At 73.7% G+C, this 24,265-nt stretch carries 28 protein-coding genes; 17 read left to right on the forward strand and 11 right to left on the reverse strand.

The features are described 5' to 3' along the window. Positions 1-35: 35 nt before the first annotated feature. Positions 36-350: a hypothetical protein gene (locus UXQ13_RS11470; protein WP_336392317.1), complete on the reverse strand. Its 315-nt coding sequence runs from the start codon at positions 348-350 to the stop codon at positions 36-38. Between the two features lie 97 nt (positions 351-447). On the opposite strand from UXQ13_RS11470, the gene UXQ13_RS11475 reads away from it, so the two are divergent. Then, positions 448-711, forward strand: coding sequence for a hypothetical protein (locus UXQ13_RS11475; protein WP_336392318.1), 264 nt, complete (start codon positions 448-450; stop codon positions 709-711). Here the strand turns inward: UXQ13_RS11475 and UXQ13_RS11480 are convergent. Further along, the gene (locus tag UXQ13_RS11480) at positions 708-1,535 is read right to left on the reverse strand and encodes an aldo/keto reductase (protein WP_336392319.1); all 828 of its coding nucleotides are present in this window, start codon (positions 1,533-1,535) and stop codon (positions 708-710) included. The two genes, UXQ13_RS11475 and UXQ13_RS11480, sit on opposite strands and share 4 nt — an antisense overlap. Before the next feature lie 87 nt (positions 1,536-1,622). Here UXQ13_RS11480 and UXQ13_RS11485 point away from each other — a divergent pair, with 87 nt between their 5' ends. After that, a complete protein-coding gene (locus UXQ13_RS11485; RefSeq protein WP_336392320.1) occupies positions 1,623-2,063 on the forward strand; it encodes a hypothetical protein in 441 nt (146 codons plus the stop codon). Here the strand turns inward: UXQ13_RS11485 and UXQ13_RS11490 are convergent. Next, complete coding sequence (locus UXQ13_RS11490; protein WP_336392321.1) at positions 2,056-3,006, reverse strand: D-2-hydroxyacid dehydrogenase family protein; 951 nt, start codon at positions 3,004-3,006, stop codon at positions 2,056-2,058. The two genes, UXQ13_RS11485 and UXQ13_RS11490, sit on opposite strands and share 8 nt — an antisense overlap. Positions 3,007-3,086: 80 nt before the next feature. Here UXQ13_RS11490 and UXQ13_RS11495 point away from each other — a divergent pair, with 80 nt between their 5' ends. Genes UXQ13_RS11495 through UXQ13_RS11525 form a run of 7 tightly spaced genes read left to right on the forward strand, consistent with a single transcriptional unit; the run spans position 3,087 to position 12,306 of the window. After that, positions 3,087-3,350, forward strand: a complete 264-nt coding sequence (locus UXQ13_RS11495; protein ID WP_336392322.1) for a type II toxin-antitoxin system Phd/YefM family antitoxin — start codon at positions 3,087-3,089, stop codon at positions 3,348-3,350. After that, a complete protein-coding gene (locus UXQ13_RS11500) occupies positions 3,347-3,772 on the forward strand; it encodes a type II toxin-antitoxin system VapC family toxin (protein ID WP_336392323.1) in 426 nt (141 codons plus the stop codon). Before UXQ13_RS11495 ends, UXQ13_RS11500 begins: the two co-directional genes overlap by 4 nt. Continuing rightward, a complete protein-coding gene (locus tag UXQ13_RS11505; RefSeq protein WP_336392324.1) occupies positions 3,769-5,217 on the forward strand; it encodes a DUF2397 domain-containing protein in 1,449 nt (482 codons plus the stop codon). The genes UXQ13_RS11500 and UXQ13_RS11505 overlap by 4 nt, the downstream gene beginning before the upstream one ends. Further along, positions 5,214-6,428 carry a TIGR02678 family protein gene (locus UXQ13_RS11510; RefSeq protein ID WP_336392325.1) on the forward strand — a complete coding sequence of 405 codons (1,215 nt, stop codon included), beginning with the start codon at positions 5,214-5,216 and terminating at the stop codon, positions 6,426-6,428. The genes UXQ13_RS11505 and UXQ13_RS11510 overlap by 4 nt, the downstream gene beginning before the upstream one ends. After that, positions 6,425-10,477: an SbcC/MukB-like Walker B domain-containing protein gene (locus tag UXQ13_RS11515; protein ID WP_336392326.1), complete on the forward strand. Its 4,053-nt coding sequence runs from the start codon at positions 6,425-6,427 to the stop codon at positions 10,475-10,477. The genes UXQ13_RS11510 and UXQ13_RS11515 overlap by 4 nt, the downstream gene beginning before the upstream one ends. Next, entirely contained in the window at positions 10,474-11,682 is a 1,209-nt protein-coding gene (locus UXQ13_RS11520; RefSeq protein WP_336392327.1) for a TIGR02679 family protein, read from the forward strand. The genes UXQ13_RS11515 and UXQ13_RS11520 overlap by 4 nt, the downstream gene beginning before the upstream one ends. A gap of 30 nt (positions 11,683-11,712) precedes the next feature. Continuing rightward, the gene (locus tag UXQ13_RS11525; RefSeq protein ID WP_336392328.1) at positions 11,713-12,306 is read left to right on the forward strand and encodes a dihydrofolate reductase family protein; all 594 of its coding nucleotides are present in this window, start codon (positions 11,713-11,715) and stop codon (positions 12,304-12,306) included. Here the strand turns inward: UXQ13_RS11525 and UXQ13_RS11530 are convergent. The 3 genes from UXQ13_RS11530 to UXQ13_RS11540 all read right to left on the reverse strand — a co-directional run bounded on the left by UXQ13_RS11530 (position 12,296) and on the right by UXQ13_RS11540 (position 14,821). Beyond that, positions 12,296-13,504, reverse strand: a complete 1,209-nt coding sequence (locus UXQ13_RS11530; RefSeq protein WP_336392329.1) for a type II toxin-antitoxin system HipA family toxin — start codon at positions 13,502-13,504, stop codon at positions 12,296-12,298. The two genes, UXQ13_RS11525 and UXQ13_RS11530, sit on opposite strands and share 11 nt — an antisense overlap. Further along, positions 13,501-13,794: a helix-turn-helix domain-containing protein gene (locus tag UXQ13_RS11535; protein WP_336392330.1), complete on the reverse strand. Its 294-nt coding sequence runs from the start codon at positions 13,792-13,794 to the stop codon at positions 13,501-13,503. Before UXQ13_RS11535 ends, UXQ13_RS11530 begins: the two co-directional genes overlap by 4 nt. 160 nt (positions 13,795-13,954) lie before the next feature. After that, on the reverse strand, positions 13,955-14,821 hold the full coding sequence (locus UXQ13_RS11540) for an NAD(P)-dependent oxidoreductase (protein WP_336392331.1): 867 nt from the start codon (positions 14,819-14,821) through the stop codon (positions 13,955-13,957). 104 nt (positions 14,822-14,925) lie between these two features. Between UXQ13_RS11540 and UXQ13_RS11545 the strand changes: the two genes are divergently transcribed. The 3 genes from UXQ13_RS11545 to UXQ13_RS11555 all read left to right on the forward strand — a co-directional run bounded on the left by UXQ13_RS11545 (position 14,926) and on the right by UXQ13_RS11555 (position 16,202). Continuing rightward, a complete protein-coding gene (locus UXQ13_RS11545) occupies positions 14,926-15,147 on the forward strand; it encodes an antitoxin (protein WP_225235206.1) in 222 nt (73 codons plus the stop codon). Continuing rightward, complete coding sequence (locus tag UXQ13_RS11550) at positions 15,147-15,527, forward strand: type II toxin-antitoxin system VapC family toxin (protein WP_225236091.1); 381 nt, start codon at positions 15,147-15,149, stop codon at positions 15,525-15,527. The genes UXQ13_RS11545 and UXQ13_RS11550 overlap by 1 nt, the downstream gene beginning before the upstream one ends. 273 nt (positions 15,528-15,800) lie before the next feature. Beyond that, positions 15,801-16,202: a very short patch repair endonuclease gene (locus UXQ13_RS11555; protein WP_225236090.1), complete on the forward strand. Its 402-nt coding sequence runs from the start codon at positions 15,801-15,803 to the stop codon at positions 16,200-16,202. Here the strand turns inward: UXQ13_RS11555 and UXQ13_RS11560 are convergent. From UXQ13_RS11560 to UXQ13_RS11575, 4 genes are all read right to left on the reverse strand, one after another. Then, positions 16,187-16,399, reverse strand: coding sequence for a type II toxin-antitoxin system VapB family antitoxin (locus tag UXQ13_RS11560; protein ID WP_225235205.1), 213 nt, complete (start codon positions 16,397-16,399; stop codon positions 16,187-16,189). The genes UXQ13_RS11555 and UXQ13_RS11560 overlap by 16 nt on opposite strands. A 79-nt stretch (positions 16,400-16,478) precedes the next feature. Then, on the reverse strand, positions 16,479-18,116 hold the full coding sequence (locus tag UXQ13_RS11565) for a nuclease-related domain-containing DEAD/DEAH box helicase (protein WP_336392332.1): 1,638 nt from the start codon (positions 18,114-18,116) through the stop codon (positions 16,479-16,481). Positions 18,117-18,201: 85 nt separating this feature from the next. Further along, entirely contained in the window at positions 18,202-18,747 is a 546-nt protein-coding gene (locus UXQ13_RS11570) for a hypothetical protein (RefSeq protein WP_225235204.1), read from the reverse strand. Further along, on the reverse strand, positions 18,744-19,364 hold the full coding sequence (locus tag UXQ13_RS11575) for a hypothetical protein (RefSeq protein ID WP_225235203.1): 621 nt from the start codon (positions 19,362-19,364) through the stop codon (positions 18,744-18,746). The genes UXQ13_RS11570 and UXQ13_RS11575 overlap by 4 nt, the downstream gene beginning before the upstream one ends. A 141-nt stretch (positions 19,365-19,505) precedes the next feature. Here UXQ13_RS11575 and UXQ13_RS11580 point away from each other — a divergent pair, with 141 nt between their 5' ends. Beyond that, entirely contained in the window at positions 19,506-20,189 is a 684-nt protein-coding gene (locus UXQ13_RS11580) for an HhH-GDP family DNA glycosylase (RefSeq protein WP_225235202.1), read from the forward strand. Here the strand turns inward: UXQ13_RS11580 and UXQ13_RS11585 are convergent. Then, entirely contained in the window at positions 20,186-20,833 is a 648-nt protein-coding gene (locus UXQ13_RS11585) for an NUDIX hydrolase (RefSeq protein WP_225235201.1), read from the reverse strand. The genes UXQ13_RS11580 and UXQ13_RS11585 overlap by 4 nt on opposite strands. A gap of 75 nt (positions 20,834-20,908) precedes the next feature. Here UXQ13_RS11585 and UXQ13_RS11590 point away from each other — a divergent pair, with 75 nt between their 5' ends. The 4 genes from UXQ13_RS11590 to UXQ13_RS11605 all read left to right on the forward strand — a co-directional run bounded on the left by UXQ13_RS11590 (position 20,909) and on the right by UXQ13_RS11605 (position 24,264). Further along, positions 20,909-21,757, forward strand: a complete 849-nt coding sequence (locus UXQ13_RS11590) for an ARPP-1 family domain-containing protein (RefSeq protein ID WP_225235200.1) — start codon at positions 20,909-20,911, stop codon at positions 21,755-21,757. Next, positions 21,754-23,139, forward strand: coding sequence for an ADP-ribosylglycohydrolase family protein (locus UXQ13_RS11595; RefSeq protein WP_225235199.1), 1,386 nt, complete (start codon positions 21,754-21,756; stop codon positions 23,137-23,139). The genes UXQ13_RS11590 and UXQ13_RS11595 overlap by 4 nt, the downstream gene beginning before the upstream one ends. A 15-nt stretch (positions 23,140-23,154) precedes the next feature. Beyond that, the gene (locus tag UXQ13_RS11600) at positions 23,155-23,541 is read left to right on the forward strand and encodes a hypothetical protein (RefSeq protein WP_225235198.1); all 387 of its coding nucleotides are present in this window, start codon (positions 23,155-23,157) and stop codon (positions 23,539-23,541) included. Between the two features lie 117 nt (positions 23,542-23,658). After that, on the forward strand, positions 23,659-24,264 hold the full coding sequence (locus UXQ13_RS11605) for a hypothetical protein (protein ID WP_225235197.1): 606 nt from the start codon (positions 23,659-23,661) through the stop codon (positions 24,262-24,264). Position 24,265: the final 1 nt, after the last annotated feature.

Consider the following 24,265-nt stretch of genomic DNA (forward strand, 5'->3'; position numbering starts at 1 on the left):
TCCGTCCGTGGTGCGCCGAGGCTAGCGGCCGGGGATCAGCCCCAGCTGCCGGCGCGGGCGGCGGCGGTGTTGGGGTCCTCGTCGGGGCGGTTCCACCAGCGGCCGGCGACCACCGGGGCGGGCAGGGTGGCGCCCAGCTCCTCGTGCAGGTCGGCGGTCTCGCCGTCCTCACCCGGGTCGACGCGGCGGAAGGCGCCGCCGGCGGCCTGCAGCATCAGGGTGAGCAGACCGCAGATCAGCCAGATCATCGCGATGGCCGCGAGCGGGGGCACGATGCTGCCGACCAGGAGCGGGGCGACGACACCCCACAGCAGGACGCGGGTCGAGACGGCTTCGGTGGGTCGGTCCACGGGGGTGCTCCTGACGACGGGGTGGTCCCGCATGCATCGGGGTCCCGGCGTCCGCGGTTGAACGGCTCTCACCCGTTGGCGGTACTACCGTCCGGCCATGGAGCGGAAGCCGTCGTGGACCGCCGTCGAGCGACTCGGCTTCGTCCTCGGCGTCCTGCTGCTCCTCGGCGCGGTCGGGCTGCTGGTCCGCGTGCTCGCCTCGGGCGGGGACGGCGTCGCCTGGCTGGTCGTCGTGGTCGTCGTCGGATTCGGCACGCTGGTCGCCGTGCAGCTCAGCCGGGTGCGCCGGCTGGGCCGGATGCGGCACAACCGGCGCACCCGGTCGAGGTCGAACTGGGGATCCGGCGGGACCGGGCTCTAGAACTCCTCGTAGCGGGTGGGGTCCTGGTCGTAGGTGCGGCCGTCGGGCCGGCCCAGCGCGGAGATCCGGGCGACCTCGTCGTCGGTCAGGGTGAGGTCGGCCGCGGCGAGGTTCTCGGCCTGCCGCTGCGGGGAGGCGGCCTTGGGCAGCGGCAGGGCACCGAGGGCGATCGACCAGGCCAGGGCGACCTGCGCGGGGGTGGCCTCGTGCGCGGCGGCCACCTCGGTGAGCACCGGGTGCTCGAGCAGGTCGTTGCCGCGGCCCAGCGGCGTCCAGGCCTCGGTGATGATCCCGTGCTCGGCGCCGTAGGCCAGCAGCTCGGCCTGCGGGAAGTAGGGGTGCAGCTCGATCTGGTTGACCTGCGGCAGCTCGCCGGTCTCGGCCTGCAGCCGGTCCAGGTGCTCGGGCTCGAAGTTGCAGACGCCGATGGCCTTGACCAGGCCGCGGTCGCGGGCCTCGATCAGCGCGCCCCACGCCTCGACGTACTTGTCCACGCTCGGGTTGGGCCAGTGGATGAGGTACAGGTCCAGGACGTCGAGGCCGGTGCGGAACAGGCTCTCCTCGACGCAGGCGATCGCCTCGTCGCGGGCGTGGTGCCGGCCGGGGAGCTTGGAGGTCACGATCAGCTCGTCGCGTCGTCCCGAGTCGCGCACGGCCCGCCCGACGGCGCCCTCGTTCTCGTAGTTCACCGCGGAGTCCAGCAGCGTCCAGCCGGCGTCGACCGCCGCGCCGATCGCCGCGACGCCCTCGCTGCCGTTGAGCCGGTAGGTGCCGAAGCCGAGGGCGGGCAGGGTGAGTCCGGCGTGCGCGGTGAAGGTCTGCATGACCTCATCCAACCTGCGGGGTCCGACATCCGCAGAGCCTGTGGACAAGATCATCGCGGACGCCGGATCCGCGGCATCCTGCCCGGCATGACCTCCTCCCTGCACCCCTCGGTCCCCGTCACGGACGACGCCGCGCTCACCGAGCGCTGGCGCGGCCTGCTCGACCTGGGCGGCCCGCCGTCCCGCCGCTCTCTGGTCCTGGCTTGGCTGCGCCGCGACGGCACGATGGCCCCGCTGCTCATCCCGGTCGAGGACGTGCCGGTCGAGCCGGACCGGGTCGCGCTGGGGCACCTGGTCGAGATGCACGCCGCGGTGGCGGAGGCCGAGCGCGTCGAGCCCGCAGAGCTGCACCTGGCGCTGTGCCTGGAGCGTCGCGGGCCGGCCGGGGTCGGTCCCGACGACCACGCGTGGGCCACCGCGGTGGAGGCGATCCTGCGCGGTCGCGACGGGCTGGACTGCAGCCTGCACATCGCCGACGGCCGGGACTGCGTGCCGGTGCTCCCCCGGCCGACGTGGCCGGTCAGCTGATCATGCGCACCGGGGTGCCGCGCAGCCAGGCCGCGACGTCCTCGACGGCGTCGCGCCAGAACACCTCGTAGGTGCGCTCGGTGACGTAGCCCAGGTGCGGGGTGAGGACGGCGCGGCGCAGCTCCCGCAGCGGGGAGTCCACCGGCAGCGGCTCGGTGTCGTAGACGTCCAGGCCGGCGCCGTGGATCCCGCCGGCCCGCAGCACCTCGACCAGCGCGGCCTCGTCGACGATCGGCCCGCGGCTGGTGTTGACCAGGATCGCGGTGGGCTTGAGCAGCGCCAGCTCGGCCGCACCCAGGAGGCCACGCGTCCGGTCGGAGAGCTTGAGGTGGATGGTCACCACGTCCGCCGTCCGCAGCAACTCGTCGCGCTCGACCCGCCGGACGCCGACCTCGGCGGCCCGCTCGTCGGTGAGGTTCGCGCTCCACGCCACGACGTCCATGCCGAAGGCGAGGCCGACCCGTGCGACCTGCTCCCCGAGCCGGCCCAGCCCGAGGAGGCCCAGGGTCGCTCCGGCGAGGTCGCGGCCGACGGTGTGCTGCCAGCCGCCGGCCCGGACCGAGGCGTCCTCGGCGGGGACGTGGCGGGCGACGGCGAGGATCAGTGCCCAGGTCAGCTCGGTGGTGGCCGGTCCGTGCGCGCCGGTGCCGCAGACGGTGATGCCGAGGTCCCGGGTCGCGTCCAGGTCGATGGCCGCGTTGGCGCCGCCGGTGGTGACCAGCAGCCGCAGGTCGGTGAGCCGCTCGAGCACCTCGCGGGGGAACGCCGTCCGCTCGCGCATCGCGACGACGACGTCGAACCCGCGCAGCCGGGCCACCAGCGCGTCGGCGTCGGGGACGGAGTCGGCGAAGGCGACCACCTCGGCGGGCTCGGGCAGGCCCGACCAGTCGGCGAAGCGGGCGGCGGCGGACTGGTGGTCGTCGAGGAGCGCGATCCGGTGCACGGGGTCCGGTCTACCGCCATTTCCGCCACGGTGCCCGCAGTGGCTACATTGAGCGAACATTGTGGCCACCAGGAGGCGACGTGACCAGCATCGGCATCCGACAGCTCCGGGACGGACTCAGCCGGCACCTGGCGGCCGTGCGGGAGGGCGAGACCATCACCGTGACCGACCACGGCACGCCGGTGGCGCGGATCGTCCCCATCGGCACGACCAGCGCCTTCGACCGGTTGGTGGCCGAGGGTGTCGTCGAGTTGCCTGCAGCCCGCAAGCAGCCGAGCACGGAACCGCCGCTCCCGGCGAGCGGCGTGCGGTTGTCCGAGCAGGTCATCGCCGACCGCGGGTGAGGCTCTACCTGGACACGAGCGCCATCGTCCCCTTGCTGCTGGGCGAGCCGAGCACGACGGCGTGTCGGCGGCTGTGGGACGAGGCCGACCTCGTGACGGTGTCGGCCGTAGGGCACGTGGAGGCGACGGCTGCGCTCGCCCGGGCCGCGCGGAGCGGTCGAGTCGACGAGGAGGAGCTCGCAGCCGCCCGCACCGAACTCGAGCGGCGATGGGCCACCGTCGCCGTCGTCCCCGCGGACCGGACCCGTCTGGCGCGGGCGTCCGACCTGGCTGGTCACCACCGCTTGCGCGGTCTCGACGCAGTGCACTGCGCGGCTGCCCTCGCCGTCGCCGACGACGACCTGGTGGCCGCCAGCGGGGACCAGGAGCTGCTCACCGCCTGGCGCACCGAGGGGCTGGCCGTCGTGGACACCTCCCGGTGACCGGGCCGCAGGACCGGCTCGACCTCTACCGGTACGTCGGCTCGGCCGAGCTCAGCACCGACTACCTCGCGATCATGCGGCTGTTCAGCTCCGGGCTGCTCATCGACCTGTCCGCCGCCGAGATCGCCGAACGGCTGGACACCCCAGGTCTGGACACCGACACCGTCGAGGACCGCTGCGATGCCCTCGTCCGTTGGGGCAACCTGGTCCGCTCCGTCCGCGACGCCCGGGTGCGCACGATCGCCGACTGGCAACGCGCCCGGACCCGCTACCAGATCTCCAAGCTCGGCGGGCGGGTGCAGCGCCAGGTCGAGGAGCTGCTGGCCACCACCGAGGGTGCGCGGGAGGTCGCCCGCGAGCTGCTCGCCGGCACAGCCGACCGGCTCGAGCTGATCCGTGGGCTGGCCGTCGCCGATCCTGCTGACCCGGAACGGCTGGCCGGCGAGGTCACCACCCTGTTCAGCAACCAGCGGGTGTTCCTGGACAGCCTGGCCGACTTCTACGCCTACCTCGCCACCGTGTTGTCCCGCTACGACCTGGCCGGAGAGGAGTACGCCACCTTCAAGGGCGTGCTCCTGGACTACGTCGAGCTGTTGGGGTCCGACGTGGGCCGGCACGCCCCGCTGGTCACCGAGCGGTTGGCCGAGGTGGCCCCGCACCTGCCCGCCGTCCTCGACCGGCTCGCCCTGCTGCCGGGGCTGTCGGGCGCGGCGGTCGAGCGGCTCCCCGGCCGACGGGAGCAGGACTGGGTCGAGTTCGCCGCGTGGTTCACCGGCGCCCGCTCCGGCCCCGAGCGGTTGCGAGCGGCCGCCGAGCAGGCGTTGGGGCAGCTGCTCACCAACGCCAAGCGCATGGTCTCCTCGGCCGGCACCGGGCTCTCGCGGCGCGACGACCTGCTGCGGTTGGCTGCGCTGTTCGCCACGCCCGACACCGACGACGACACCGCGCACCGGTTGTGGGCGGCCACCTTCGGTGCGGCCCCGGCGCGGCACCTCGCCCTGGGGCCGGAGGACGACGACGGCCGCATCGCGCCGTCCACGTCGTGGTGGGACGCGCCACCGGTCGACGTCCCGGTGTCGGTGCGCGAGCAGGGTGACCGGGCCGCCCGCGGACGGTCGGCCCGGGTGCCCGACCCGGGGTTGGACCGGGAGCGCCTGCTCGCCGAGGCCGCGGCCGAGGCGGCCGCCCGGCGGGCCGCGGCGGGTGAGCTGGCGGCCGCCGGCCGGCTCGACGGCGCCGTCCTCTCCCCCGCCGCCCGCGACCTGGTGCTCGACCAGCTGGCCGCTGTGCTCGCCGTCGACCAGCTGCTCGCCGCACCCGCCAGCCGCACGGACCTCGACCTCGGGGTCACCCTGCACGTCGAGCCCGGAGGTTCGACGGTGGTCGACTCCGCCGACGGCCGCACCACGGTGCACGGTCTGACCCTCACCGCCGAGCCGGCATGAGCGCCGTGACCACCTCGGGGCACGACGCCGCCGAGCGCCGTACCGCGGCCCGGGCACTGCTGCTGACCCCGGTGCTCACGACCGCCCAGCATCCCGAGACGATGCGGTTGGTCCGCCGGCACGCGCCCGCGCTGCGGTCGATGTTCGGCGCGCAGCTGGGCTACACCCTGGTCGTCGAGTCGACCTTCGCCCGGTTGCTGAAGACCGCGCCCGACCCCGGCATGCCGGTCCGCCCGGCCCGTCGAGCCGACGGCACGCCGTTCACCACCCGCGGCTACGTCCACCTCTGCCTGGTCACGGCCGCCCTGCTGGCGCCCACCGCCGGCGAGCAGGTGCTGCTGTCGAACCTGGTCGAGCAGGTGCGGGCCGATGCAGCCGGGCTGGGCATCGACATCCCGGACTCGCTGCCCGAGCGCCGGTCGTTGGTCGCCGCGCTCGACCTGCTGGTCCGGTGGGGCGTCATCGCCGAGACGGACGGTACGGCGGCCGGGTGGGCCGAACGCCAGGACGAGGCGCTGCTCACCGTGCACCGCCCCCTGCTGCCCTACCTGCTCGTCGGTCCGCTGCCGACCGGCGCCGACGCACGGTCGGTGATCGACGCCGTCCCCGATCCGCAGCCCCGCCGACGGCTGCGTCGGATGCTCGCCGAGCACCCGGTGGTGCTGCGCAGCGACCTGGACGCCGAGACCGCCGACGTCCTGTCCCGCGAGCGGACGGTGCTCGCCGGCCAGCTCGACGAGGCCTTCGGGCTGGTGCTGGAGACCCGAGCCGAGGGGGTGCTCGCGCACGACCCGGAGGCCTCGCTCAGCGACGTCACCTTCCCCGGCACCGGCACGGTCCGGCAGGCCGCACTGCTGCTGGTGGAGCAACTGGTGATCGAGCACCTCCCCGATCCCGACGCCAAGGCGGCCACCGGCGCCCATCCGCCGTCCGTGCTGGTGCCGTGGACCGCTGTGGACTCCCTGCTGGCCACGCTGCTCACCCACTACGGCAAGGGCTGGCGGGCCCAGCTCCGCGACGACCCGACCCGACTCCGCGACGAGGTGCTCGACCTGCTCACGTCCCTGTCCCTGACCACCCCGACCTCCGACGGCGTCCTCGTGCACGCCGTCGCGGCGCGGTACCGCACCGAGGTGACCCATCACCGGGTCGCCCCGAAGCCGGTGCTGCCGGAGGAACCGGGCCTGTTCGACCTGGGTGGCGGCGCGTGACGGCGCGCTGGCGGCTGACCCGGGCCGGCATCCAGAACGTCTGGCACTACCTCGACACCGAGTTCGTGCTCACCGGCGGCCGCATGGTGCTGCGCGGCACCAACGGCTCGGGCAAGTCACGGGCGCTGGAGCTGCTGCTGCCCTTCCTGCTGGACGCCGATCGCCGCCGGATGGACTCCAGCGGGTCCGCGGCGGTGAACCTCGACCGGCTGATGCGGGTCGGGGACCCCGGCACCACCAACCGGGTCGGTTACCTGTGGCTCGAGCTGGCCCACGGGGACGGGCTGACCGAGCCCGACGGGCACCTCACGCTGGGCGCGCACCTGCGCTGGTCGGCCAACACCGGCACGGTCGCCGTCTCGTGGTTCGTCACCGAGCTGCGGGTCGGCCACGGCCTGCGACTGATCGACGCCGATCGCCACCCGCTGCGCCGCGAGGACCTGAACCAGCTGCTCGGCCCGAACGTGCTCACCAGCTCCGCGGACACCCACCGCGAACGGGTCCGGGAACGGGTGTTCGGGCTCGTCGACGCCCAGGCCGCCGAGCGCTTCGACGGCCTCACCCAGCTGCTGCACACCCTGCGCTCCCCCGACGTCGGCAACCGGATCGACGAGGGCCGGTTGCCTGCACTGCTGTCCGACGCGCTGCCGCCGCTGTCCCAGGCCACGCTGGACGCCGCCGGCGCCAAGCTCGACGAGATCTCCGAGACCCGCGCCCTGCAGGACCGGCTCGAACGCAGCGTCGCCGACCTCGAGACGTTCCTGGCCGCGTACCGCCGCTACGCCCAGGGCGAGCTCGGTGCGGCGACCGGGCAGGCACGGGCCGCCGTCCGGGAGCTCGGCAGGGCCGAGAAGCACGACGCTTCTGCTCGCGCCGCCCTGACCGCTGCGGAGTCCGAGGACGCACAGGCGGAGGCGCGGCTGACCCAGTGCCGCGAGCAGCTGACCGAGGTGCAGGCCACCCTGGTCGGGTTGCAGCAGTCGGCCGACCGGCAGGACCTGCTGGAACGGGCCCGCACCGTGACGGCGCACCGGGCGACGGCTGTCCAGGCCGCCGGTCGCGCCGCCGACGCCCGGGGCGCCGAGCACACCGCGGCCGACCGGCTGGCGCGCACGGCCAGGGACGCCGTCGTCGCGGCCGGGCGGACCGGCGAACACCTGGCCGCGCTGGCCGAACGGGCCGCGGCCGCCGGGGTGCCCGACCCCCTGCCCGGCGAGGTCGCCGCCCGGTTGGTCGAGGTGCCCGGGCTCGTCGAGGCCGTGCGCACCCGGCCGGACGTCGACGCCGAGCCGGTGGGCCGGCCCGCCCTGACCGACGTCGACCTCGGCGGTGCGGACCTCGAGGCCTGGCGGGCCGGCGCCGGGGTGGTGCGCCAGGCCGCCCGCGACCGACGCCAGCAGCTCGACTCCCGGTGGACGGAGCAGCGGCGGCTGGCGAGGGCCGAGGGTGCCGTGGTGCAGGCCGAACGCAGTCGCGACGAGGCGGCCGGCCGCGAGCACGAGGCCGGACAGCGCCGGGACGCCGCGATCGAGACGGAGACGACATCCCGGACGTCGCTGCGGGAGGAGTGGACCGCGTGGATGTCCTCCCCCGGCACCGTTGCGCACCTGGGCGAGGTGGACTGGTCGGCGACCCCGGTCGGCGCGTGGCTGGCCGACGGTCCCGACCGCCCCGACGACCTGGACGCCCTCGACGTCGCCGCCGCCGACGCCGCCGCGGCGGGCGTCGAGCTCCGGCAGACCGAGGCGGCCGAGCTGCGGGGGCAGGAGAGGGATCGCCGGGCCAGGGCCGTCGACCTGGAGCGCGAGCAGGCACAGCTGCTCGCCGCGCACGACCCCGAGCCCGGGCGGCCCGGGTGGACCGGGCCCGTCGACGGCGTGCCGCTCTGGCGCTCGGTGGACTTCCGCGACGGGGTGACCGCCGACCAGCAGGCCGGGGTGGAGGCGGCGCTGCTCGCGTCCGGGTTGCTCACCGCCGTGGTGCGGGCCGACGGGGCGGCCGCGGACGGCGAGCTCGTGGTCGATGCCGGGGGCCCCACCGCCTCGCGGGCGCTGTCCGCCGTCCTGGTGCCCGACCCGGACGGCGGTCTGCCGGCCGAGCAGGTCACCGCCGTCCTGGCCCGGATCGGCTGGGGCGACCGGTCGGGGAGTTGCTGGGTCGATGCCGACGGCAGCTTCCGGCTCGGCCCGCTCACCGGTCGGCACACCGCACCGCACGCCCGGCACATCGGGACGACGGCGCGTGCTCGGCACCGGGCCGAGGAGCTGGCCCGCGTGACGGCCGAACTGGCCAGGATCGCCGACGAGGTCAGCGACCTGAGGGCGCGGCGCGCAGAGGTCGCCCGGGTCGTCGAGGCGGTGAGGGCACACGTGCGCACGGCCCCCCGCACGACCGCCGTGCGCGACGCCCGCACCCGACGTGATGCCGCCGAGGCCGACCTGGGCCGGGAGGCGGCGACCACGCAGCGGTTGACCCGTACAGCGGCCGAGCAACGGGCCCGGTGGAACACCGAGCAGGGCCGGCACGCCGAGCTGTGCGGGCGGTTGGGGATGCCGGCCGACGAGCAGCTCCTGGCCACCGCCCGCGAGCGCGCCGGGCAGACGGCGTCCGAGGCCGAGGCCGTGGCGGTCGCGCTCGGCGACCTGGTCCGTGCGCTGCAGCGGGTCGGCGTGGAGCGCTCGACCGCCGACGACGACCGAGCTCGGCGGGTCTCCGCCGAGGCCGCGGCCGAGCGGGACCGCGAGCGCTGGCACGTGGCGGCCACCGAGCTGGCCGCCGCCGAGCTGGCCTCGGGTCTGGACGTCGAGGCCGCGCGCGCCGAGCTGCGCGCCGCGGAGGAGGCGGTGACCTCGGCCGGCATCGCGCTGCGCGACGCCGACCGGGCGCGGCTGACGTCGGTAGGGGCGTTGACCCGGGCGCAGGCCGCTGCGGAGACCGCTGCCGCCGCGACGGCGCAGGCCCGGGAGACGGCGGGGTCGGCGGACGACCGTCTGCGACGCCGCGCGGAGCTGCCCGGGTTGGCCGAGGCGGCGGGGATCGTCGGGCTGCCGACCGCGGGGTCGTTGGTCGACGTCCTCACCTCGGGCCTGCCCCACCCCGTGCCCGAGCCGGACCCGGACGCCTACCTCAAGGCGTTGCTGAAGCTGGAGAACCACCGCGACCCCGGTGACTACGACCTGCTGACGTCGGTCGCGGACGGCGTGAACCTGGTCGAGATCGGCGAGGCCGCCGGACGTCGGACGCTGCCGGCCGCGGTGGCCGAGCTGGTGCGGCGACGCGACCTGGGCCGGTCGGCGCTGACCGAGAAGGAGCAGCGGATCTTCACCACGTTCGTGCTGGGTTCGGTGGCCGACGAGCTGCGCCACCAGCTGCAGTGGTCGAGGCAGCAGGTCGAGCGGATGAACGCGCGGCTGTCCGGGATCCGCACCAGCCACGGCATCGGGGTGGAGATCCGGTGGCCGTTGGCCGACGACGTGGCCGGGTCGGCGGCGCGCATCGAGGAGCTGGTGCTGCAGCGGTCCTCGGCGCGGTCGACCGACACCACCGCGGAGCTGACCACCCTGCTGCGCGCGCGGGTGGAGGAGGAGCTGCGCAGCGATCCGGCGCAGGGCTACGCGACGGCACTGCGGGCGGCCCTGGACCACCGGTCGTGGCACACGGTCGAGGTGTTCATCCTCGGCCCCGGCCCGGGCGAGCGGCGGAAGATCACCCGCCGGGCGCGGTTGTCCCAGGGCGAGACCCGGGTGGTCAGCTACCTGGCGTTGTTCGCGGCCGCCGACGCCTTCTTCACCGGGCTGCCCGACCCGGAGGCACTGCGGCTGATCCTGCTCGACGACGCCTTCGCGAAGGTCGACGAGCGGACGATCGGCGAGCTGATGGCCCAGCTCGTCCGGCTGGACCTCGATTTCGTGATGACCGGGCACGCGCTGTGGGGCTTCGGCCCGGGCGTCCCATCGCTGGATGTCTACGAGGTGCGCCGGGCCGAGGGGACGGCCGCCATCACGACCCGGGTGCACTGGGACGGCACGACCCGGCACGTCTTCTCGTGAACCTCCTGGACGAGCTGGCCGAGCCGGCCCTGGCGGTGTTCTGGCAGTCGGTGCGCCGCCAGCTGGAGAAGACCGGGCTGCGGGCGGTCGGCACGGTGGTGGTCGACCTGGACGACGTCGCCGCCGACCTCCTGGGCGGCGTGCTCGGCGCGCGCGTGCGGACGGGGCGCCGCAGGTTGGCCCTGGACGAGCTCGACGCGGTCCTGCGGGCGTCGCCGGCGGCCCTGTCCCTGGTCGATGCAGCAGTCGCCCTGCACGGCCCGCTGCGGGACCTCCCCGCGCAACGATCGGCGAAGGACGCCGCCCGCGTCGCTGCTGACGCAGGCTGGGCGGCGCTGCTGGCCGACGCCGGCCTGGATGCGGAGCCGTGGGTGGCCGCCTGGACTGCCGGCCTGCAGGCCAGTGGGCTGATCCGGTCGGACGCAGACGCCCTGCGGGCCGCCGTCGCCGCGGTGCACTCGGTGGTCACCGACCCGCGGCCGTCCACACTCGGGGAACTGGCCGCGGCGGTCTGCGGGGATGCGCACGGGCTCGACCCCGGCCGGCGCGCGGGGGCGGTCGCGCTGCGCGGGGTGGCGGCCCTGACCGGTGAACCCGTGCCGACGACCGGGCAGGCGCGCACCCGCTTGTGGTCCCAGGTGGGCGTGCGCACCGACGACGTCTCCGGCACCGTGCTGGTGCTCGGCTGGCGGCCGCCAGGTCCGTCGCCGTGGGCGGTGGCGATGCGGGCCCGGGCCGACCTGGGACTGCCCACCCACGTGACGCTGCGGGAGCTGCGGGCAGCCCCCCACCCGTGGGCCGCAGCCGGTGAGGTGGTGCATGCCTGCGAGAACCCCCAGGTGGTCCAAGCGGCCGCCGACCGAGCGCTGACGGGTCCGCTGGTGTGCCTGCAGGGCAGCCCCTCGGCGGCCGGCGCGCTGCTGGTGGTGGGGCTGGTCGCCGACGGCGCCGTCGTCCGGTACCACGGCGACCTGGACTGGCCAGGCATGGCGATCGCCGCGCGGGTTGTGGCGATGGGCGCCCAGCCCTGGCGTCTCTCGGCCGAGGACTACCGGACAGCCGTCCCGGCCGCCGGGGTACCGCTCACCGGCCGACCGGTGCCCACGCCCTGGGATCCGGGGTTGGCGGACCTCATGGTCGAGGAAGGTCTGGCCGTGCACGAGGAAGCCCTGCTCGACCGCCTGCTCGGCGATCAGGACCGATGAGTCCGCGGCCGCCGTCCGGTCTCGGCTGGCATGGGGATCGTGACCGCAGCCGCCTCGATGTCGTTGGACGGGTTCATCGCGCACGACGACGACACCCCGGGGCACCTGTTCGACTGGTACTCCGCGGGCGACGTGGAGGTGCCCAACGCCGGTGACCTGCCCCCGTTCCGGCTGACCCGGGCCAGCGCCGACCACTGGACGGCGTGGCGGTCCTCGCTGGGGGCCGTGGTGGTCGGGCGGCGGCTGTTCGACCTGACCGACGGCTGGCGCGGGGTGCACCCGCTCGGCGTCCCGGTGGTGGTGCTGACCCACTCGCCGCCGACGGACTGGGCCTGGGCCGGCCCGTCGACGGTGTTCGTCACCGACGGCATCGGCGCCGCGGTGGCGAAGGGCGAAGCGCTGGCCGGGGACGCCGTCGTCGGCCTGGCCGCCGGGACGGTCGCCGGCCAGGCGCTGACGGCGAGGCTGCTGGACCGCGTGGACGTCGACCTCGTCCCGGTGCTGCTGGGGTCCGGGCGAAGGTTCTTCGCCGACGCGGTCGTCGACCCCGAGCTCCTCTCGGACCCGACGGTCTGCGTCCCGTCCGCCCGGGTCACCCACCTGTCGTTCCCGGTCAGGCGGTGAGCTCGCCCCGGCGCGTGCGGAGCAGGTCGGCCAACCGCTGCGTGGTCGGGTCGTCGAAGCCGATCTCGCCGACCCGGTCGATCCACGGCTCGGCAGCGGCGACGATGCGGTCCAGCGACCGGATGACCGCGCGCTCGGGCAGTCCGAACCGGGCCGCAGCGTCGAGCCACCAGCGCCGGCCGAGCTCGGCCACCCGGCCGTAGAGGTCCAGGGCCATGGGGTCCGACCAGCTCGCGTAGGGCTGGGTGCAGAGCAGGTCGTAGGCCGGCGTGAGCTCCCAGATCCCGTCGGGGTTCTGCCGGACGGAGAGGTTCTTGCCGTGCAGATCACCGTTGCCGATCAGGTAGCTGAAGGCGGCGACCTCGAGGATGCGGCGCAGCGCGAGCGGACGGGAACCCCCACCGTCCTCGACCGTCCGACCCAGCGCGAGGGCGGCCTCCTGCAGGCTGATCCGGTACTTGGCGGCCGGGTACCGCCCGAGCACCTGGCAGGCGTCCTCCTGCGCGAGGCGGTGCGGCGGGCCGGGCACCCGGTCGAAGCGGGTGACCAGCAGACCGGCCCGCCCGGCGGCGTCGCGCAGCAGCTGGTGGTCGGGCACGGGCAGACCGCAGGCGGCGGCCATGGTCAGGAAGAAGTGCTCGTTGGCGACCAGGTGCGGCCGGCCGGACGGGTCGAGCTTGAGGATCGCCGGGCCGGTGGTGGTGCCCAGCGGGGTCGAGACGACCGCCGCCGAGGCCTTGACCTGGACGCCGGGCAGCGCGACCCGGTCGAGCCCGCCGGCGTCGGGCGAGGTGGCCCGCTCGAACAGGACACCGAAGTCGACGTCCCCGGGCGCCGCCGGGTCGAGCAGCGGCGCGGGGACCGATGGCTCCTCCCCCGCCGGGACGACCTGGACGTCGCCGATCGCGTCGGCGCCGACCAGCAGCAGCGTGAGCTGGTCATCGGTGGAGGTCCGGGCGCCGGTGATGAGCGCCTGCAGGCGTGCCCCCTCGGGGAGCAGCCCGGCGAAGAACGGGGGGACGGCGCCGGCCGTCGCCCGGGTCTCGTCGACCCCGAGCGGGAGGGTGCTCGCCACCGCGGGGCCGTCGTGGTCGGGCAGGTAGCCGAAGACGACGTCGTCGCCGTCCCGGGTCAGTCGCCCGGCCGGTCGGCCTGCCTTGTGGACGTCGGCGACGGTCACCTCGCGCGGGTCGTTCACCGCGGGTCCCGCGCCTGGCCGAGCAGGAGGACGTCGGGTGCCCGCAGCAGGGCGGGCCGCGGTCCGAGCCCGAGCCCGAGGCCCAGGGCGGCGAGGACGTCGAGGGCGAGGGACAGGCCGACGGACTCCTTGCCGGCCTCCAGCGCGCGGACCGAGGACAAACCCACGCCGGACAGGTCGGCCAGGTCGGCCTGGGTCAGACCGAGCTGCAGCCGGCGCTCGCGGACGAGCTCACCGGCCGCGGCGAGGTTGCCGGAGCGGCGCACCGCCCGGCGTCGTGGCACGGACACCCCGCACCTCCTGTCGTCGCCAGAGCAACGATAGAGGACGGAACCGCTGCACATCACCCATCGGACAGATCTTGTCGTTGCTTGAGCAACGACAAGATCGGGTCTGCTGCTCGATGTCGAGTGCCGGGCAGGTTGTCGCTGCTCGAGCAACGACAAGGGGTCACCGCTGGAAGGCGTGCCAGACGGCCGAGACGTCTTCGTCGCCGTGCCCCGCGTCGGCGGTGCTGGAGTACAGCGTCGCCAGTGCGTCGAGCAGCGTCGGGTCGACACCCGGGGTCTCCGCGGCCAGCCGGACGTCCTTGAGCAGGCCGGTCACCTCGAACGAGGGCGTGAAGTCGCGGGCGAGGACGGCCTTGCCCTTCATCTGCAGGTAGGGCGTGTCGACGGCGCTGCCCTCGAGCGCGGTGAGCAGCACGGCGGGGTCGACGCCGAGCCGCTCGGCGATGGTCAGCGACTGACCGATGCCGGCGGTCACGGTGGCGATCCAGGCGTTGGCGGCGATCTTCAGCGCGGAGGCCTGCGGCGGTGCGCCGACCCGGACCTGCTTGACCGAGATCGCGTCCAGCACGGGCCGGACGGCGTCGACGTCGGCGTCGTCCCCGGCGAGGAGGGCGGTGAGCTTGCCCTGCTCGGCGGGCGCCTTGGTACCCAGGACGGGTGCGTCGAGGAAGCGAACCCCGGCCTCGGCGGCGCGGGCGGCGAACTCCTCGGCGGCGGCCGGCCCGGTGGTGGAGGACTGGATCCAGATCGCGCCCTGGTGCATGGCCGGCAGCACGTCGTCGGCGACCGAGCGCACGGAGTCGGCGTCGAAGAGCATGGTGAGGACGGCGTCCGCCCCCTCGACCGCCTCGGCGGCGGAAGCGGCCGCCCGGTCACCGAACGGCTCGGATTTCTCCGGGCTGCGGTTCCACACCCGGACGTCGAGCCCGGCATCCACCAGGCGCGCGGCCATCGCCGCACCCATCGTGCCCAGGCCGAGCACTGCCACCGACTGCACCGTCATCGAGCTCCTCATTCCTGCGTGCATGGTTGTCACCGCTCCCCCGGTGACCAGAAGAGGGCGCTCGCACACCTGACCGGATGGTGCGCCGAGCGCTTGCTATGTGCAACGCGTGCGTGGAACATAGCGACATGCCCACGCTGTACTTGCGGAACGTCCCCGACGACGTCATCACTCGGTTGGAGTCCATCGCCCGGGCCGAGCGATCGTCGGTCAGTGCAGTGGCGGTGCGCGAGCTGGACATGGTGTCTCGCCGGGCCGACAACGGTCGCCTGCTCGACGCACTCCCGGACACCGGGATCTCGGTGGACACGCTGGTCACCCATCTCGACGAGGGCCGCGCCGAGAAGTGATGGTCCTGGACGCTTCAGCCGGACTCGCCGCCCTGCTCCGTGCGGGCCCGGCCCGCGCGATGCTCACCGGCGACCAGGTCCACGTGCCACACCTCGCGGACGCCGAAGTAGCTCAGACCCTCCGCCGTCTCGCCCTCTCCCGCCAGCTGACCCATACGGCGGCCGAAGCCTGCCTCGGGACCTGGGCCCGGTTGGCGCTGGTCCGACATCCCATCCACCCGCTGCTGGACCGCATCTGGCAGTTGCGGGACGCCGTCACGGCGTACGACGCCAGCTATGTCGCTCTGGCCGAGGCGCTGGACTGTCCACTGGTCACGGCCGATGCGCGCCTGGCCCGGTCCGGTGGGCCCCGGTGTCCCATCACCGTCGTGCCCAGCTGAGCCGGTCCTGACCCGCATCGGCGGCAGCGCGGCACTCACCGGTACTGCCGCGCGGTCGGGGGTGATCACTCGACGTCTGTCGGGCACCCCGGTGGCCGCGGCACTGGCCCGGACGGTGGCGGACCTGCAGTCCGTCTGACCTGCGCCCGCCGTTCACAGGTCGGCGGCTGTCCCTGGCGTCTGCGTCGATCGCTGGGCAGGGTCCCCCAGGTGGCCCGCACCCCACAGCCCCCGCCGCACCCCGGCTCGTCGAGCGCCGTCGTCTCGGCGCGGATGCGCAGAACACGGAGACGTGACAACGGACCAGAGCTGGCTGTGCGGCGCCGGCTGCACGCGGCCGGCCTTCGGTACCGGGTCGCCTACCCGGTGCCGGGCCAACGCCGGCGGACGATCGACATCGCCTTCACCCGGGTCCGGTTGGCCATCTTCATCGACGGGTGCTTCTGGCACTCGTGCCCGGAGCACCTGCACCATCCCCGGGCGAACTCGGCGTGGTGGGTGGTGAAGCTGGAGACCAACCAGCTGCGGGACCTCTCGGTGACGGCGCAGTTGGAGGGCATGGGCTGGACCGTCCTCCGCTTCTGGGAGCACGAACCGGCGGACGACGTCGTCCGTGCGATCGCGGGCACGTGGTCTGCATTGCGGCATGACCTGCGCCGTCAGTCCCGGGCTTGAAGCGCTTCCACCCTCGAACCGGACGTGGTCGCCCGGTCGTCGAGCTCGACGCCCGCGAGCTCGTCGAGGGCGGCGGCGTGGCGCCGAAGCGCTACCAGCTCCTCCAGCGCCGCGTGCACGGTGGCCTCGGTGGTCGTCGTGCCCAGCAACGCCTTGGCCTGGTCGAGCAGGCCCTCGTCGATGTCGACCTCCGTCATCAACGCGCCACCTCCACTCGTACACGGGAGAGACCCATCTTGCTCAGGATGACGCTTGGCTGGCGGTCGCCGGCCATGGTCATCCCTGGACACCAAGGCGGTGGGCGACAGCGTCTCCGCCGACCCGCCGGATGAGTTCCGGATCGCCGCACACCACCAGCAGGTCGCGCGCCCGGGACAGCCCGACGTAGAGCATCTCGCGGGCCCGCTGCTCGTCCCGGAAGCCGTTGATGGCCAGCACGATCGCCGGCCGCTCGAGCCCCTTGAAGCCCAGGACGTGCCCGTAGAAGAGGTCCTTGTCGTCCCAGTACGACGCCCAGTAGGCGTCCTGCCCGGCGGCCTGCCGCTCGATCTGCACGGGGTGCCGGCGCAGCGTGGTGAGCAGCGCGACCGACTCCGGTGGCCAGCCGGCGTCGAGCAGGCCCACCGCCACGTCGTCGGCCACCTCGAGGGCGTCCTCGTCGGTGCACGGGACGAAGCGGACCGGGAGGCCTTCGCCGCCGAGCAGCGTCATCTGGGCCCGGGTGAGGCTGGAGAAGGTGCCGCCGATCTGCTTGGTGTTGCGCAGGTTGGCCTTGAGGTCGTAGGTCTCCAGCGGCACCGGCGAGCTGCCGTGCCGCATGAACACCCGCTGCCCCTCGTCGGAGAAGATGTAGAGGCACCCGTTCTCGGGCTCCCGGAGCGACGCCAGGACGGCCGGCCACCAGGACTGGTCGAAGTCCTGCGCCTCGTCGATGACCACCGCGTCGAACAGGTCGGCCGCAGCCAGCTGGCCCGCGCGCTCGACCATCTCCTCGGGCAACCGGCTCTCCCAGTACTCACCGTCGTCGTCCCGCCCGCGCTCGACGCCCCAGGCGATGCCCAGTTCGTGGAACTCACCGACGTAGGCCGGCCGCTGCTTGCGCGGCAGTGTCGCCACCCGGCGTCGCAGGAACTCGGCCAACCCGCGGGAGTAGCAGAGCAGCGCGACCCGCTGGCCGTCTGCGGTCAGCCGCCGGGCCTTCTCGACGGCCAGCCAGGTCTTCCCCGAGCCGGCTCCCCCGCGGATCTCGACCCGGTCGTGCGACTCGAGGAAGTCGAGCAAGCGGGCCTGCTCCTTGGTGAGCAGTTCGACAGCCGCCTCCCGCTCGCCGAGCTGCGCCACCAGGTCCGCCTGCGGGATCAACGTGCCGACCAGGCAGTCGACGAGCAGCTCGACGTCGTCCGCGCTCGGTGCGTCCGGCTGGTTCTCTGCCCGGCGCAGGGCCGAGGCGATGCGTCCAGCGGCTTGGTCAAGCTCGGTCTTGTCGATGACCGCCCACCGCGGTGCATCCGGGGCGACGAAGCCGTCGGGCAGCGTGGTCGTGGGCAGTGCGACCAGGTGGGCGAGGCGGGGGTTGCCGCGCGACCACCGCGGCGCGTGGTCGAGGAAGTCACGGAGGGCGTACTTGCACTTCAGCGCCTGCTCGACCGGGTGGATGGCCTTGCTGCGGCCACCGGTCTGCCACCACTGCCCGTCCTGCAACGAGACGCTGCCGCCCTTGACCTCGAGCACGGCAACGCCGTGACCGGGCCAGGCCACGATCACGTCCGCCTCCCGGTCGGCACCGCGGTCGGTGAACCGCTGGTTGCAGATCAGCACGGCGTCGTCGGGCAGCTGGCCCCGGAGCGACTGCACGAACAACCGTTCTGCAGGCGAGGCGAATGCTGGGTCCTGCGGGTACATCCGCGCCGTCATCGCCGTTCCCCCGTCGTCGTCGACCCCGTCCCCGGCAGCTTGGCAGGGGCACGTGCCGTCCGGGAGCACGCCCAACCCGGGCGGGTCATGCAGCTGGCCCGGTGGCCCGCGCGACGTCCTCGACGACGTCCCAGAACTCCTCGATGTCCAACGGGAAGACCATCCGCACCTCGGCGTGGAGGCCGACGACGAGCAGGTCGCCGTCCTGATTGCTGATATCCACCCGGGTCCCGGCCATCTCGTCGAGGTCAGCGATGTCCGTACTGCCGGTGTCGTCGAGCAACTGCGCCCAGTCCTGCACGTCGAGAGACCGCCAGGCCGTGTTCGCGACCTCCACCAGATCCGGGTGCCACCGCACCCCGGACTTCATGAGCACCGTGTGCAGGGTCAGCTCGTCGGGGTCGGCCAGCGGGACACGGCGACCCTCGATGGCGGCCACCCAGTGCACGGGCCGGCAGGCTAGGCCGGCGAGCTCACCGAGGGTGAGACCCAGGATGGACCTCATCACCCGGAACTCCGGGCCGGTCGGGATCGGCCCCTGCGGGAGCTCCTCGGCCGGGTGGAAGTCGACGGACTCCAGCTCGGCATGGGTCGGCATCCCGGACACCCAGCGCCGTCGCGGCTCGCTCACCGCTCCAGCCCGTGGTGGCGCTGGGCGCAGTCCACGCAGACCCCGCGGTAGGCCGCGAAGTCCTCGGGTGCGTGCGGCCGACGGCAGGTCGGGCACCAGCGGAAGCTCCGGCGCCGTCCGCGCGCGAACTCGTCGGCTGCGGCGACCAGCCACTCCGGGGAGCAGAGCAGGTCGTCCCGGCTGAACGTCCGACCCTCGTCCTCGATGACGGCGAGGTCCGGGCGCGCCGGGCCGACGACGAGCACACCGGCGCCCACACCGACGGCGACCTGCGCCGGCTCACCGCTGACGAACCAGGTCAGGCTGACCACGTCGTCGCCCACCTGCCGCCAGCCGGTGCCGAGCGCCCGCACGACGTCGTCGTAACCGACGGCGAGCAGGTCGGCGAGCGCCTGCTCGTCGGCGGTCGGGTCGTCGATGGACCCCCACTCGTGCGAGCACACCCGGCAGTGGAAAGCGCCTCGTCCCTCGACGACCACGCAGCCGGCGAGGACGGCCAGGCCACGGTCCGCGGCCCGCCCGAGCTCGGGGCCCGGCATCCCGATCACCACCGGGACGGCGTCCTCCAGCCCGCACTGCGGGCACACCTGCCCCGCTGAGACGCCATAGTCGGCCATGCCGAACCTCCTGCCGGCCGACCCCGTGACGACCGATGCGGACATTGGCACACAGGTCAGACAATCCCCAGCCATGGCGCTCGAGTTGGAACACCACCGGTCGGCATTTCGGGTAGCCGCTGGATGGTGGATGCTCCGGACATGACCGCCCTGGACTCCGACGCCGAGAAGCTGGCCACGTGGCTGCAGAAGGAGGTCTTGACTGCGGCTGTCCGATGGCCAGGGGGAAGGCCCGGCCAAATCGAGGCCGCCCTGGTCGACTCCGTCCTCTCCATCCGCGCCCGGTACGGGCGCGCGGCCACGGACACGAGCGCGGCGACCGGAGTCCAAAGGGCTGTTGATGCCTACAAGAAGAGCCGCGAGGGGTCGGTCGACGACCTCACGGCCCTCAGCACTCAGGACGCGGAGACACTGGCGAACATCCTTGGCGTCAGGCAGAAGACATCAGGGCGGACCAAGGCGTCGGCCATCGTCGAGGCGGCGTCGAACTTGGTCGCCGTGGGTGTGGCGCACGGCGCCGACGTCCGCGTCGACGACCATGACCAGAAGGCCGCGTGGACATCGGTACGAGGGCTCGCCGTCGTGACATGGAAGTACTTCGGAATGCTGCTCGGCTCGCCTGGCGTGAAGGCTGACACCTGGGTTATCCGCGGCGTCAGCAAGGCCGTCGGCAGGCGGGTGTCCGCTGCTAAAGCGGAGGCTCTCGTACACGCCGCCGCCCAACTCATCCCCGGGAAGAATGCGACCGACCTGGACCACGCCATCTGGGCCCACATGCGCGTGGGTGCCAGCAGCGTTGGCGAGCTCAGCAACCCCGCCCCCTAGCTCCGCCGGTACAGCTGCGCCGGCTTGCCGACCGTCCCCTCCCGCACCCCGGGCACCTCGGTCAGCAACGGCAGCATGGCCCGGCGAAAGGTGTCCGCCGACCGCGGCAGCCGGCCCAGCACGGCCTGGTGCACGACCCGCAGCTCCCGCAGGGTGAACGGCTCGTGCACCAGCCCGGCCGGGTCGGGCCGCTCCCGGTACCGCGCCCGCACGTGCTCTGCTGCCAGCCGGACGATCGTGTCGTGGTCGAACGCCAGGCCCCGCACCTCGTCGCAGGGCCGGTGCACGACGTCGTCCGGGCGGGCCTCCAGCACCGGCGCCAGCTCGCCCCACGGGACGACGTCGACGTGCGCCGCGCTCAGCACCCATCCGCGGTCGTCCCGCTCCGGGTCGTCGAAGACCTGCAGCTGGTGCGGCGACCGATCGCTCAGCCCGACCTTCTCCACGAGGGACCGCCGCACGGCCTGGGCGAGCGTCTCCCCCTCGTGCAGGAAGGTCCCGGGCAGCGCCCAGCCGCCGTCCGCCCGCACGAGCACGACGTCGAGGGACGCCTCGACGGGCGGCACGGTCAGCACCGCGGTGTCCACCGCGACCGACGGCCGTGGGTAGTCGGTCAGCGCCTTGCCGCTGGAGTCTCGGTACACGGGTTGACTTTAGCGCAGAACCCGTCTATCTCTTGTTATGCGCAAGGTTGCGCTAATTCGAACGGGGTGGTCAGCATGGTTCGTCTCCGACTGCACGTGGGGCAGGGCACCCACCGCGGTGCCCTCACCGTCTTCCCGGTCTGGACCGACGCGTCCCCGGTCACCGGCCTCGCCACCGGCGCCGATGCCGCCGTCGACGTCAGCGAGCGGGCGGGCTCGCCGTCGGTCGACCAGCTCGTGGTGACCAACCGCTCGGCGAAGCCGACGCTCCTGCTGGCCGGCGAGCTGCTCGAGGGTGGCTGGCAGAACCGGACGCTCACCGCATCGACGGTGCTGGCCCCGGCCACCTCCACCGTCCTCCCAGTCCTCTGCGTCGAGCACGGCCGGTGGGGCGGCGAGAGCACGCACCGGCGCCGGGCCCGACGCGCACCAGTTGCCCTGCGACCGCACCTGGAGCAGCCCGACGGGCAGGACCGGGTCTGGCGGCGGGTGTCCGGCTACTCCGCGGTGGCCGGCCCCTCCCCCACCGACTCATTGACCGATCGGCTCGACCGGGCCAAGGTCGAGGCGATGGACCTGGCCCCGCTGGCAGGACAGAGCGGTGTCCTCATCGGGATCGCCGGCAGACCGGTGTCCCTTGAGCTGTTCGGCTCGCGTCGAGCGCTCACCGCCCACTGGCGGCCCCTGCTCGAGGCCGCCGCGTTGGACGCCCTGGGCCGGCCCGCCGTCCGCACGACCGCTGCGCTGGCCCGCGGGTTCGCCGAGCGGGTGCAGGGCACCGACCTCACCGCGGTTCGTGGCGCCGGCGCGGGCCGCCGGTACGGCGGGGGCGGTCGCATCAGGGTGGACGACGTCCGCTGGCGCGACCGCACCGTGCACCTGACGGCAATCGACCTCACCCACCCAGTCCTGGAGGCGTCATGACCATGCCCCGCCCGCACCGCGCCGCCGGCGCCGTCATCGGCTCCGCCGTCGGCGACGCCCTCGGCGCCCCGTTCGAGTTCGGCCCGGCTCGGCGCTTCTCGGCCCGATTCCCGGACGACGCCCGGGGCGCCGCGACGGAGATGTGCGGCGGCGGGTCGTTGGACTGGGAGCCGGGCGAGTTCACCGACGACACCCAGATGGCCCTGCTCGTCGCCGGTTCCCTGGCCGAGCGCGGCGGCCTGGACGAGGCCGACCTGTTCGACCGCTTCCGCCGCTGGGCCGAGGCGAACCCGCCGGACATGGGCAACCAGACGCGCGCCGTCCTGGGGTCCGGTCGACGGTGGGACGTCGCCGCGGCCGAGCACTTCGAGCGCTCCGGTCACGCCGCCGGCAACGGGTCATTGATGCGGACGACGCCGGCGGCGGTCTTCTTCGCGCCGCAGGGACGGGCGGCGACCATGGACGCCGCCCGTCGGATCTCCGCGCTCACCCACGGCGACCCGTCGGCCGGCGAGGGCTGCGCGATCTTCCACGACCTGGTGCGGGTGGCCCTGGACGGCGACGATCCGCTGGCCGCCGTCCCCGAGACCCTGCAGCACGTCGCAGCCGAGCACCGTGAGCGCTGGGCGGCGGTGCTGGCCCCCGACTGGACGCCGACGGATGCGACCGAGAGCAACGGAGCCGTGTGGCCCACGCTCGGCCAGGCCGTGTGGGCGCTACGTGGGGCGACGTCCTTCGCGCAGGTGCTGCGGCGCGTGATCGACCTCGGCGGGGACACCGACACGGTGGCCGCCGTCGCGGGTGGGCTGGCCGGGGCCGTGTTCGGCATCGCGGGCATCCCGATGCGCTGGACGTCGGTCGCGCACGGACGGGTGCCCGGGTTCGGTGGCCGCGTGTGGGACCTCCCGGATCTGCATGCGTTGACCGCCGGGCTCCTCGGCAAGTCTCAACCCCGACACGAGCCGCCATCCACTCAGGCGCTTGAGCCACGCGAGATCACCGACGGCGTCTGGGCCAGCGACCTGGACGGCGCCCGGCACAGCTCGCGGGAGTTCGCCGTCGTCTCGCTGTGCCGGACCGGTGAGCCCTTCGACCACGAGGTGCAGCGATTCGCCTACCTGACCGACGACGACGCCAACAGCGAGGTCGACGCCGTGCTGGCCGACGTCCTCGACGACATGGCGGCGTTGCGGGCGGAAGGACGACAGGTCCTGGTGCACTGCCACGCCGGGCAGTCGCGCACCGGCCTGGTGCTGCGTGCGTGGTTGCGGCGGAGCCAGGGCTTGACCGCGGAGCAGGCAACCGACACGGTCGCTGCCAGGTGGCCGCACCTGAGCGAGTGGAACGACAGCTTCACCGCCGCGCTCGAGCGCGTGCGCTGACACGGGGAGGACATCATGCGACTGGTTGCATCGTCAGAGGCTGGTGCGGTCGAGCGGTTCGAGGCCATCGACCTGCTGGAGCAGCGGACGGTCCTGGCCACCGCCGTGGTCCGCGAGCTGCAGAAGTCCGGTGGCGAGAACATCTACGGGCGGCCGACCGCCGCGCTGAACTTGCTGCGCCGCTGGGTCGGCGAGCGCTACGAGGCCAAGGTCGAGACCCACGCGAAGGACGGCCTGGCGTCCATGGTCGTCCCTGAGGGCTACGAGGACACCATGGCCGAGCTCAAAGACGCCACGGACATCTGCGAAGCGCTCGCGATGGCCTGGACGGCGGACACCCGACGCGAACTCGACGGCGACCTCGCCGACATCCGAAGCCTGGTGTCCAGCTATGCCTGGTGAGGTCATGCCGCTCGGCGAGGCGTGCTCGATGAGGCAGGCCGGACATCGCGCCGGTTCGTCCCGGGCCCTCGGCGTTGTCCGTGCAGAGACCGACGGCCCGATGTGCGAGGTGAACCTGTGAAAGAGGACGTGCTGGAGCAGGTCGTTGAGGACTACCTGCAGCTCAACGGCTACTTCACCCGCCACAACCTGAAGTTCCGGCCGTCGAAGGCTTTCCCGGGCTACAGCGCACACGAGCACTCAGTAGCCAGTGACGTAGACGTCATCGGGATTCACCCGAGCCTGTCCGGGCCCGACCGAGTCCGGGTCGTGTCGTGCAAGGCCTGGCAGGCTGGCTTCTTCCCTGCAGGGAAGCTGGCCGAGCTGCGGGAGGAAAAGGCCAACCCCAAGAGGGCAACGTGGCGCCACTTCCGTGAGCTATGGCGGCCGGAGTGGTCCGAAGCTTTTCGGGATGAGGTCGAGAAGGCGGCTGGTCAGCGCGACTTCCACTACTCCATCGCGGTCGCCGCGCTCAAGGGTCCCGGTTCGAATGATCCGACTGCCGCCGCTGCAGCGTGGTCGGCGGACCCGACCATCGCCAAGCATCTGGACGGGTGCACCTTCAGCTTCCTAACGATGAAGGACATGTGGGCCCACCTCCAAGCGTCGCTCACCACCACTCCCGCCGCGTCCGAGATCGGCCGGCTGGCCCAGTTGCTGCGAGCGGCGGGGGTCGAGGCCTGAC

The sequence above is a fragment of the Klenkia terrae genome, assembly GCF_037083865.1.
In the GTDB taxonomy this organism is placed as follows: domain Bacteria; phylum Actinomycetota; class Actinomycetes; order Mycobacteriales; family Geodermatophilaceae; genus Klenkia; species Klenkia terrae.

What these genes read in the sequence shown, in the direction of transcription:
- UXQ13_RS11475 (WP_336392318.1), top strand. Translation starts at nt 448, where the DNA reads ATGGAGCGGAAGCCGTCGTGGACCGCCGTCGAGCGACTCGGCTTCGTC.
- UXQ13_RS11480 (WP_336392319.1), bottom strand. Translation starts at nt 1,535, where the DNA reads ATGCAGACCTTCACCGCGCACGCCGGACTCACCCTGCCCGCCCTCGGC.
- UXQ13_RS11485 (WP_336392320.1), top strand. Translation starts at nt 1,623, where the DNA reads ATGACCTCCTCCCTGCACCCCTCGGTCCCCGTCACGGACGACGCCGCG.
- UXQ13_RS11510 (WP_336392325.1), top strand. Translation starts at nt 5,214, where the DNA reads ATGAGCGCCGTGACCACCTCGGGGCACGACGCCGCCGAGCGCCGTACC.
- UXQ13_RS11525 (WP_336392328.1), top strand. Translation starts at nt 11,713, where the DNA reads ATGGGGATCGTGACCGCAGCCGCCTCGATGTCGTTGGACGGGTTCATC.
- UXQ13_RS11540 (WP_336392331.1), bottom strand. Translation starts at nt 14,821, where the DNA reads ATGCACGCAGGAATGAGGAGCTCGATGACGGTGCAGTCGGTGGCAGTG.
- UXQ13_RS11545 (WP_225235206.1), top strand. Translation starts at nt 14,926, where the DNA reads ATGCCCACGCTGTACTTGCGGAACGTCCCCGACGACGTCATCACTCGG.
- UXQ13_RS11550 (WP_225236091.1), top strand. Translation starts at nt 15,147, where the DNA reads ATGGTCCTGGACGCTTCAGCCGGACTCGCCGCCCTGCTCCGTGCGGGC.
- UXQ13_RS11555 (WP_225236090.1), top strand. Translation starts at nt 15,801, where the DNA reads ATGCGCAGAACACGGAGACGTGACAACGGACCAGAGCTGGCTGTGCGG.
- UXQ13_RS11560 (WP_225235205.1), bottom strand. Translation starts at nt 16,399, where the DNA reads ATGACGGAGGTCGACATCGACGAGGGCCTGCTCGACCAGGCCAAGGCG.
- UXQ13_RS11565 (WP_336392332.1), bottom strand. Translation starts at nt 18,116, where the DNA reads ATGACGGCGCGGATGTACCCGCAGGACCCAGCATTCGCCTCGCCTGCA.
- UXQ13_RS11575 (WP_225235203.1), bottom strand. Translation starts at nt 19,364, where the DNA reads ATGGCCGACTATGGCGTCTCAGCGGGGCAGGTGTGCCCGCAGTGCGGG.
- UXQ13_RS11580 (WP_225235202.1), top strand. Translation starts at nt 19,506, where the DNA reads ATGACCGCCCTGGACTCCGACGCCGAGAAGCTGGCCACGTGGCTGCAG.
- UXQ13_RS11590 (WP_225235200.1), top strand. Translation starts at nt 20,909, where the DNA reads ATGGTTCGTCTCCGACTGCACGTGGGGCAGGGCACCCACCGCGGTGCC.
- UXQ13_RS11595 (WP_225235199.1), top strand. Translation starts at nt 21,754, where the DNA reads ATGACCATGCCCCGCCCGCACCGCGCCGCCGGCGCCGTCATCGGCTCC.
- UXQ13_RS11600 (WP_225235198.1), top strand. Translation starts at nt 23,155, where the DNA reads ATGCGACTGGTTGCATCGTCAGAGGCTGGTGCGGTCGAGCGGTTCGAG.